The sequence below is a fragment of the Enterobacter sp. PP-008-ECC_S150 genome, from assembly GCF_045257065.1.
GTDB lineage: Bacteria > Pseudomonadota > Gammaproteobacteria > Enterobacterales > Enterobacteriaceae > Enterobacter > Enterobacter chengduensis.
Genome location: NZ_JBJHHG010000031.1, coordinates 36,269 through 43,352, shown reverse-complemented (window position 1 = coordinate 43,352; position 7,084 = coordinate 36,269). Strand labels below are relative to the sequence as shown.

5 protein-coding genes and 2 pseudogenes are annotated in these 7,084 nt (G+C 55.8%); all 7 read right to left on the bottom strand.

Annotated features, from left to right (window positions below; translation table 11 throughout):
* Positions 1–362: 362 nt before the first annotated feature.
* Positions 363–1,648, bottom strand: a pseudogene (locus tag ACJBF3_RS23785) (tyrosine-type recombinase/integrase).
* A 710-nt stretch (positions 1,649–2,358) separates the two neighbouring features.
* Complete coding sequence (locus ACJBF3_RS23780) at positions 2,359–4,692, bottom strand: primase-helicase zinc-binding domain-containing protein (RefSeq protein ID WP_047723411.1); 2,334 nt, start codon at positions 4,690–4,692, stop codon at positions 2,359–2,361.
* A gap of 14 nt (positions 4,693–4,706) precedes the next feature.
* On the bottom strand, positions 4,707–5,027 hold the full coding sequence (locus ACJBF3_RS23775; protein WP_047723413.1) for a DUF5375 domain-containing protein: 321 nt from the start codon (positions 5,025–5,027) through the stop codon (positions 4,707–4,709).
* Positions 5,024–5,251 carry a hypothetical protein gene (locus ACJBF3_RS23770; protein WP_017692848.1) on the bottom strand — a complete coding sequence of 76 codons (228 nt, stop codon included), beginning with the start codon at positions 5,249–5,251 and terminating at the stop codon, positions 5,024–5,026. The genes ACJBF3_RS23775 and ACJBF3_RS23770 overlap by 4 nt, the downstream gene beginning before the upstream one ends.
* Positions 5,248–5,649: pseudogene (locus ACJBF3_RS23765) on the bottom strand (host cell division inhibitor Icd-like protein); the annotation flags it as partial. The pseudogene ACJBF3_RS23765 and the gene ACJBF3_RS23770, both read right to left, overlap by 4 nt.
* 287 nt (positions 5,650–5,936) lie before the next feature.
* Complete coding sequence (locus tag ACJBF3_RS23760; RefSeq protein WP_006378741.1) at positions 5,937–6,182, bottom strand: DUF2274 domain-containing protein; 246 nt, start codon at positions 6,180–6,182, stop codon at positions 5,937–5,939.
* The coding region (locus ACJBF3_RS23755; protein ID WP_406545291.1) for a TrbI/VirB10 family protein at positions 6,179–7,084 on the bottom strand (906 nt) is incomplete at its 5' end. The genes ACJBF3_RS23755 and ACJBF3_RS23760, both read right to left, overlap by 4 nt.

The window sequence follows — 7,084 nt, the reverse complement described above, 5'->3', positions numbered from 1 at the left end:
TTCAGCACTGAATTATCAGACGCCATCAGAGTTTGCAGCACGGTGGCGAAATGAAAAATGTGAAGGTAAACAAACCGACATTACTAACTGATAGTTGTATCTAATACTGGGGGCAGGTCACTGCCCTCAGGATTAGATACAATCTTCAGTTAGTAATGGACTGACCCTGACCCCGAATATGCTTCAGTCATAATCAGGAATAACCTGATTATGACTCTAGTTACTAACAAATTTGCGTAGTTATTATTGCTGATGAGGGGTAATCGTTTCGGTGGTCACAGAAACACTACTTCCAGTAAAGACCATCAGCCATCCTCCTAAAGGAGGATGGCTGATTAGTTTTATTTTATTAAACACATATGCTAGACATTGCCCCGATTTACCTTCGCATAGTCAAACGGCGTAATCCCCTTCTCCCGGTTTGCATCCAAAAAATCCGCCCACCACTGCAACATTAGCTTGCGTTCATCCAGATGTTCTGCTTTATGGATATACGCCGCCCGCACCGAATTGCGTTCCATATGGCTCATTTGCCGTTCTACCGCATCCTTCGGCCATAGCCCTGACTCAATTAGCGAACTACAGGCCATCGTACGAAAACCGTGACCGCAAACCTCCACCTTGGTGTCATAGCCCATCACCCTTAGCGCACTGTTCACCGTGTTCTCACTCATGGGCTTACGCGGATCGAGATCGCCAATAAAAATGAGTTCATGTTTGCCGCAAAACTGTTTATCTGCTTCAATATCGCCAGCGCCTGCTTTGAAATCGACACCAGATGAGGTGTACGCATCTTTGAGCCTCGCTGAGAATGTTTCACGCCGGGAATAGGCACTCGCTCGGGCGGGATGGTCCACATTGACGTTTCAAAATCGATCTCTGACCAGCGAGCAAAACGTAGCTCACTGGAGCGAATAAAGATAAGCAGAGTGAGTTCCGTTGCCCAGCGGGTTAGCGGCCTGCCGGTATAGCCGTCTATTTTCTCAAATAACTCAGGGATGCGCTTTAACTCCAGCGCCGGACGATGCTGTCGATTACTGGAAGCAACCGCCCCCGCCATCTCCTAAGCTGGGTTGTAATCAATCAGCCCGCTTTGCACTGCATAACGCATGATAGCCGTCGTGCGCTGTTGAAGGCGGGAAGCCACCTCAAGACGTCCGGATGTCTCTACAGCTTTAATAGGAGTTAACAGATCGCGGGTACCCAGTTCAGCAATATTGCGAGTACCAATTGCCGGGAAGATATTGTCCTCTAGGCTCTTTTTTACACGATTAGCATGATCTTCTGACCACTTCTGATTGGTAGTGAGCCACTCTCTGGCAACCTTCTCGAAAGTAATAATCTCTTTCGCCTGCTCTTCTTTCACAGCACGTTTATGCTCACGAGGATCGATACCAGCAGCTACCAGCTTTCTGGCCTCTTCCCTTTTCTTCCTGGCATCCGCCAGCGAAACATCCGGGTAAACGCCGAACGCCATCAAATGTTGTTTACCACCAAAACGGAAACGAAATCGCCAATACTTTGAACCGCTAGGTTTTACAAGTAAGGACATGCCGTCGCCGTCAACAAGTGAATACTCTTTCTCATCAGGTTTCGCAGAACGAACAGGGCCATAATGGTCCTCCTTCCATTGGAATCTCGTGAGTATACAAGCAATATCGAATCGGTAAATATACTCATTAGTATACTCACAAGCTTGTTGATGTGGGTTGAGTTAGGTGCCTATAGTTAGAGGAGGAAAGCGGGTAAAGCCTTGTGGAACACAGATTTCAGACACAAAAAAAGACTTCCGTTGACGTCTATTGATGTTCCGATGGTGCGAAGGCCGGACTCAAATCATAATATAACCCACTGAAATGTAACATTTTTAAATTGAAAAACAAGTAATATGCCCCCTTTTGTGCCCCCAACGAATTTTTTGAGCATATCAAACTTAGCCAATTGATATTGCTAATAAATTAAAGATTAACGCCCTATTCGGTTAGGATCCGAAATCCGGATCCTAACCGGAACTCAATCCCCACAAAAAAGTTTTTTTGCATTTAACTGTTCACACTGTTCACCTCGGTTATTTTTAATTTTATATCATGCAGTTAAGTGGTGATGAGTCGGTGAAGGGTGATCAGTCGACTCTTCACCTTTGTTTGTTTTGCTCGTTCCGGGGGCGCCCGGTCAGGCGATACAAGGGGGATAAAAAGTTTTTTCCGGTTTTACTGTTCACACTGTTCACCTTTGCTTTTTTATCAATAATTTCATAGTGATACAGAGTGAATATACGGTGAAGGGTGAACAGTAGATTGTTCACCTTATGGCAATTGCCGGAAAGAAAAAGACCGGCTGTAGCCGGTCTGGAGTGGGTTATGTCGCTGCGGGTTCATCGCATTTCGGCAGCCAGTCGCCGTAGCTTTCTTCTTTCAGCGACAGGTTGGTCTGTATCCCCTGCTTTGTGTGCCGCTTCTCATAATTCAGGCCGTATTCTTTCAGCATCATGGGCAGCCCCAGCCCGAACATTTTCAGGCTGAGCACGTTCCTGTATCCGTTAGCCTCCATATAGGCCAGATACGCGTGATAGAGATACTTACGGTAATTACGCGGGACAATGCTGGCATTACCCATAAACATTCCGTTGGTCTGCGGCAGCATTTCCAGATAGCCACAAAAATCAAACGTCGGGTCAGCATCACGCTTGATGCTGAGTGCCTCGTCAGAGTTCTGCTGCGACTGGAGCAGTGCGCGGGCGGTCATCGGGTCGCTGAATTTCTGCATAAGCTGGCGCACGATGACGGCCAGCTCGCGCGCAATTTTATCCCTGAGCTGCGGGTCGCGTTCCTCCGGGGCAATCTGCTCCGGGAAATGAATAATCACCCGGCGACGCGACACACCGCCACTGCGGTCAGTGAAGCGCATTGGGTTATTGTTCACGGCCAGAATCACCGCCGGGATATGCGTTGAGTAAGGATTCTGGTATTTCGGGTCAACTGAAACTGCATCGCCGCCGGTGATGGCCTTCAGTCCTGCGCCGTCACCACTCCATTTTTCCTGGTCAGGCAGACGGATTAGCGAGAAGCCAATCAGGGAGGCACGCTTGCGCGGGTCTTCCAGCGTGTCAATATCGGCCGACGTGGCGTTATCCTCTCCGGCGAGCAGGGTCGCGATTTCGGCCAGTATACTTTTACCGCTGCCACCCGGACCGGTGACTTCGAGAAATAGCTGCCAGTCGTAACGGTTCGCCAGCACCATAAACAGCGCAGCGAGTATCACGTCGCGCTTTTGTGGATTTTTACCGGCCGCCCGGTCGAGCCAGCGCCAGAAGTTCGGCGCGTGAGTCTCCAGCATTTCGCCTTCTACCGGCGGGGTAAAATCCACGTCGCACAGTGTGCGTAGCCAGTGCGATTTATGATGTGGACTGAATATGCCGCTTTGGGTATCGAGTACCCCGTTGCGAAAGCCAATCAGACGCCGTGCCGGTGCGGCCTGCTGCGGAATAATCAGTTTCAGGGTCTCCACCACCGAGGCAATTTTCCCGGATGAGAACGGGGCGCGCAGGCGCTGGAATAAGTCAGCCACATTCCGTGAAAAAGTGGCGGCCGGGATATTTTTCCAGATGCCGTTTTCATAGCGGGACAGGAGCTGTCCGTTCGCATCCACCGCCAGCGCTTCGCCGTAATGCTCATGCACCCGCAGAGCCTTGTCGCTGGCGCTCATGGCGGTAAACTCCGCCTCGCTCATGGTATCAAAGGGGCTTTGCGCCGGTGGCCGGATGGCGTCATAAATGGCTTTCCGCGAGGCCTCTTCGCCGTGCTGCATAAACGCATCATTCCAGTCACCGAACACCGGCGGCAGGGCAACAACGCCCTCACAGGCTCCTGCGGCCGCAGCGGCTTTGTTCTGGCCGTCACCGTTAAGGTCACGGTCGGCGGCGAGGACAATCTGACAGGCCGGGTGTTTCTGGCGGACAAGGCTCGCCAGAGAAAGGAGGTTCACGGACGACAGCGCCACCATGACGGTTTCGCCGGTCAGGTGATGCACGGCAAGCGCGGTCGCATAGCCCTCCGTTATCCACAGGCGTTTTCCGGCCTGTTTTTTCCCTTCGATGGTATGGCACGCTCCTTTTACCGCCCCGCCTTTCAGGGTGCGTTTGAGACCGTCAGAACTGATAAGCTGAAGGTTTACCAGCGCGCCGGTATCGTCATACAGCGGGACAACCACATCACCGGCGCGGAACGTCACGCCGCCGGTTTTATGCATCGACGTCAGTACCGGACATTCCCGGTCGGGGAAGCCCTTGCGGGTCAGGTAGGCGTTGCCGCTGGCCGGTCGGGTGTTCTCCATGAGCCTGACGGCCAGCGCGGCCGCCGCCTGGCGGTCAGCCTCCGTTTCAGCCTCTGCGGCCGCAATCACTTCCGGGGCAACCGGTGGCAGGTTGCCGGTCACGGCGTTCACCTTTTGGGCTGCCTCTGATGGTTTTACACCGAACACCTTTTCGACCAGTTTCAGGCCATCCCCCGCGCCGCACTGGTTACAGAGCCACGTCCCTCGCCCCTCTTTATCGTCAAAGCGGAAACGGTCAGAGCCGCCGCACACCGGACAGGCCTGATGGCGGTTTTTAATGACCTTCACACCCAGCGCCGGGAGAATGCGCGGCCAGTGGCCGCACGCCTGTTTTACCGTCTCTGTTACGTTCATTTTCATCGTTATTTTCTCCCTCAGTGCACAACAGGCGATTGCATGTGACGGGCGCAGAGTTCATCCATCACGGCCAGCCCGAGGAAGGACAGCGACGGCGCGGCTTTGAGTGGTCCGGCTTCCATTAAATCTTCCAGCAGTGCACAGGCAATCTGGCGGCCTTTTTCCTCGCCGTGCTGGCGCAGGTAGAAGCCCTCCAGCTCGGCGGCAATGGCGCTTTCCAGCGCGTCAAGGGTGAGGTGCGGATAGCGGTGCTGGCGTTCGCACAGGGTCAGCCATGCACAGGCCACGGCGCGCCGATATAGCGCGGCGCGTAATACGGGCGGTAATGGCTTTTTCATACGTTGCCCTCCCCGGTCAGCCAGCGCTGATTGCAGCGCTCTACCACGCCGTCGAGCTGGGCGGTCATAAGGTAAATCACGGAGGTGAGTTGCGACTGCTGCGCAGGGTCACGACGAACGGTGGCGCAGTCCTGCACCTGCATCAGCTCGTTGACGAGCTGGCCGACGTTGCGCATGTGCTCAAGGCATTCGAGGTCACGGGCGGTAATGGTGGTGTGTCTCATGCGCGCACCTCCGCAACCGGCAGACGGCCAGCGAATGAGAGGACGTAATCGCGAACGAGGGACAGGCGTGCGGCGTGTTCATCACCGGCAACAGTGCGGAGCATACAAATACGGGGTTTACGGTCTGCGCGACGAACGGCGGCAAACACAAAGACGAATTGAGGGTGTGACGGGGTGAGGGTCGTAGCCATAAGGGCAACCTCCTTGAAGTAGCGGTAATCGCCACCACCGGAGTTCTCACGCTCGGGTGGTAGCCCAGACGGGGGTGAGAAACCGGCCTTCAAGGGAACCGGCCAGCCCGAAGGCTGCCCCGCCTGAGCCACCATTATGCAGATACAGCAACGGCTAAAGAACCGATGCGTAAACAACAGGTGCACATAGGCATAGACACAAAAAAGTGCCGGTGTCAAGTCTTTCGCGCAAATCAAGAAGGACTTGAAACCGTATATGGGACAGTAGGTTAGCTCCTTTCGGGGCCGCTTAGAAGAAGAGCGGCGTTGTCGGCTAGGAGCGACATAGGAGCGTTGGGAGAGAAAGCCGCATCGCACTGTGTAGTGCTGGATTGCCGAGGAACGGCGGGCCTGTCGCATCATCATAGCCCAACAGGCTCGGCGGCATCCAGAATGAAGAACGCGCAGCCTGGGCTGCGCGTTCGATGGATGCCGTTGAATAGCATGCGGTGCAATCATGGCGGCTTCGGTGGTGTGCTGCGGGTCGCCGTGCCCTTCCTGAATCCTCGATCCCCCGCCATGAACGCTTCCAGCATATGCGGGATCAGCGTCGCCGCATCAACGGCCTCGCCATACGCCTGCGCGTGTAGCGCGGCGTAGCGGTCGAGGTCGGCTTTCAAGCTGGTCGGGCAAACGAAAGTCAGCTTGGTGCTCTCGGTCTTCGGCAGCGGGCCGAGCCGCAGCTTCTTGGTCGTGCTCATCGTGAAGTCCCCCGGTTGAAGAACAGCGGCTGGTACCGCCGCAGCACCAGATCCCGGTTGACGATGATGCGAACCGGCAGGCCCGGCCGTTGCGTTAAGGTCGGCTGGATGTTGAGGTTGCGCCGGGTCATCTCCTGGCCGACCTGATTGATGCTGTCCTGCGCGCTGTCGCGCCCAGCGATGATGACGCGATCACCATCCTGCCGGTTCTCCGGCGCGGCCAGCTCGGCACCGACGCCCAGCAGCGTGGTGAGTGCCGCACCGGCAAAGATGCGGCCCCAGTGGTAGTCCACATCGTCCTCCAGCCCGGCATAGCCGGCTGGGTCGGTGCCGGCCAGGTTGTCGAGCGTGAGCGAAGACGTGTCCGGCAGGATGATCCGGTTCCAGACGACTTGAACGCGGCTCTGCCCGTAGCTGACCTGGCTGTTGTATTTGCCCAGGATGCGCGAACCCTGCGGAATCAGCAGGAAGCGCCCGGAGGCTGTGTCATAGACCGGCTCCGTCACCGTGGCGATCACGTCGCCGGGCAAGTCCGACTTAATCCCCGTCACCAAGGCACCTGCGACCACCGTTCCGGCCATGACCTGATACGGCGAAGTTGGCAGGGTCAGATTGCCGGAATTACGGGTTTCAGTGGAGCCACCTTTCAAGAAAGCCTCTTTATGGTCTTGCCGGTTTTGCACCGCTGTCGGGTCAGCAGGCTGGGCCGCCGTGGAGACCGGCCCGGCCGCCAGCGGGTCAAACACCGCATTGGCGGCGAAGCCCGGCGCAGCGGCCACCTGTGTCTGCGCCACCGGCGCCGCATTCTGCCCTCCCGAGCGGAAGAACACGGACGAGGCCGCGGCCGCTTCGGCTTCTTTGCGCAGAGCATCGTTCGGGTCGTGGCCGGGGGCCGCGTAGGC

Bases quoted from the DNA above. Each gene is read 5' to 3' on its own strand.
- ACJBF3_RS23760 (WP_006378741.1), bottom strand. From the start codon at position 6,182: ATGAGCACGACCAAGAAGCTGCGGCTCGGCCCGCTGCCGAAGACCGAG.
- ACJBF3_RS23780 (WP_047723411.1), bottom strand. From the start codon at position 4,692: ATGAAAATGAACGTAACAGAGACGGTAAAACAGGCGTGCGGCCACTGG.
- ACJBF3_RS23770 (WP_017692848.1), bottom strand. From the start codon at position 5,251: ATGAGACACACCACCATTACCGCCCGTGACCTCGAATGCCTTGAGCAC.
- ACJBF3_RS23775 (WP_047723413.1), bottom strand. From the start codon at position 5,027: ATGAAAAAGCCATTACCGCCCGTATTACGCGCCGCGCTATATCGGCGC.